Below are 1,855 nucleotides of genomic sequence, written 5' to 3'. Positions count from 1 at the left end.
GCAGCCCCCGGTCCCGCCGGTACCGCACCAGCGCGTCCAGGAACGCATTCCCCGCAGCGTAATTACCCTGCCCCGCACCACCGAACGTGCCCGCCACGGAAGAGAACACCACAAACGCAGACAAGTCCAAGCCCCGCGTCAACTCATGCAGATGCCACGCCGCATCCACCTTCGGACGCAACACCGCAGCAACACGCTCCGGAGTGAGAACCCCGATCAGACCGTCGTCCAGCACCCCGGCGGTATGCACCACCGCCGAAATCTCCCGCCCGGCCAGCACCTCGGCCAGCGCCTCACGATCAGCCACATCACACGCCACCACCTCAACCCGCGCACCCAACCCCGCCAACTCCGCGACCAACTCCTCGGCACCCAGCGAAGCCATCCCCCGCCGCGACACCAGCAGCAGATCCCGCACACCACGCTCGGCCACCAGATGCCGCGCCACCACCGCACCCAGACCACCCGTACCACCCGTGATCAACACCCTGCCCGACCCATCAAACACCCGCACCACAGAGTCGGACACACCCACCCGAGCCAACCGAGGCACCACCAACCGCCCCTCCCGCACCGCCAACTCCGGCTCGGGCTGAGCCAACGCCCGCGACAACACCGCCCCCGACACGGCACCGTCACCAAGGTCCAGCAAGGTGATCCGATCCGGATGCTCCGACTGCGCCGACCGCACCAAACCCCACACCGACGCCACCGCCAGGTCATCGGCGTTCCGCGCGGTGACCGCACCCTGGGTCACCATCACCAACCGGGACCGGGTGAAACGCTCCTCCACCAGCCAGTCCTGCACCAGTTCCAGAGCGGAAGCAGCACTCGCGTGGACAGCGTCCACCACGTCGTTCTGGGACCGCGCACCGGGCAGCACAGCCAACACAACGTCCGGCACCGACTCATCCGCTGCGGACAGCGCCGCGAGATCCGCGCACACCCGGACCTCGGTACCCGCGTCCCGAAGCGCGGCAGCCAAAGCGTCGTCCGCGCCGACCACCGCAACCGCGGCGACCCCGGTCTCAACCGACCCGGATGGCAGGGGAGCCCAGTCGATACGGAACAGCGAGTCACTACCCGCCCCGGAAGCCGCGTCACCCAGCTGTCCTGGGGCTACCGGGCGGGTAGCGAGAGAATCAATGGAAGCGACAAGGCCGCCATCACTGTCCGCTATCGCGACCGAGACCGCCCTCTGGCCGGTGGGCGACAGTCGTGCCCGCACAGTCGTGGCGCCGGAGGCGTAGAGCGACACGCCGTCCCAGGAGAACGGCAGCGCCGTACTCTCTAGATCCAGATTGTCGTTACCGGATCCCGCCGACCCCGCCGCCTGGAATACCGCGTCCAGCAGAGCTGGATGCAGGCCGAACTCGCCAGCTTCAATCTCCTCCGGCAGTCCAACCTCGGCAAACACCACATCACCGCGCCGCCACACCGCCCGGAGACCTCGGAACACCGGCCCGTAGTCGAAACCCATCTCCGCAAGCCGCTCGTAGCGGTCGCTGAGATCGACCGGTTCGGCGCCGTGCGGCGGCCATACAGCCGCGTCGAAGCCGACGTCCCCCCGGTTGATTCCACTCGCGGCCAGCACACCCGAAGCGTGCTGCGCCCAGGGCGCGTCCACCGCATGCTCGGGCCGCCCGTGGATGGTGAGAGCGCGTTGGCCATCTCCATCGGCGGCCCCTACCCGCACCTGGATCTGCGCAGCGCCGCGCTCCGGCAGAACCAATGGCGCCGACAGGGTCAGCTCCTCGACGCGGTCACACCCGACCTCGTCACCAGCCCGGATCGCCAACTCCACGAACGCCGTACCCGGCACCAGAACGCGACCCATCACCACGTGATCGGCCAG

The 1,855-nt window shown here is 68.7% G+C and carries 1 protein-coding gene and 1 pseudogene; both read right to left on the bottom strand.

Features of this window, described 5'->3' with window-relative positions:
- Nucleotides 1-1,594, bottom strand: a 1,594-nt coding sequence (locus ACH4TL_RS45785; protein ID WP_398425554.1) for an SDR family oxidoreductase, incomplete at its 3' end; no start/stop codon positions are given.
- A gap of 108 nt (nucleotides 1,595-1,702) precedes the next feature.
- Nucleotides 1,703-1,837: pseudogene (locus ACH4TL_RS45780) on the bottom strand (hypothetical protein); the annotation flags it as partial.
- Nucleotides 1,838-1,855 lie beyond the last annotated feature (18 nt).

It is taken from the genome of Streptomyces sp. NPDC021115 (genome assembly GCF_044333065.1).
Lineage (GTDB): Bacteria > Actinomycetota > Actinomycetes > Streptomycetales > Streptomycetaceae > Streptomyces.
This window is presented reverse-complemented; position numbering and strand designations above follow the sequence as displayed.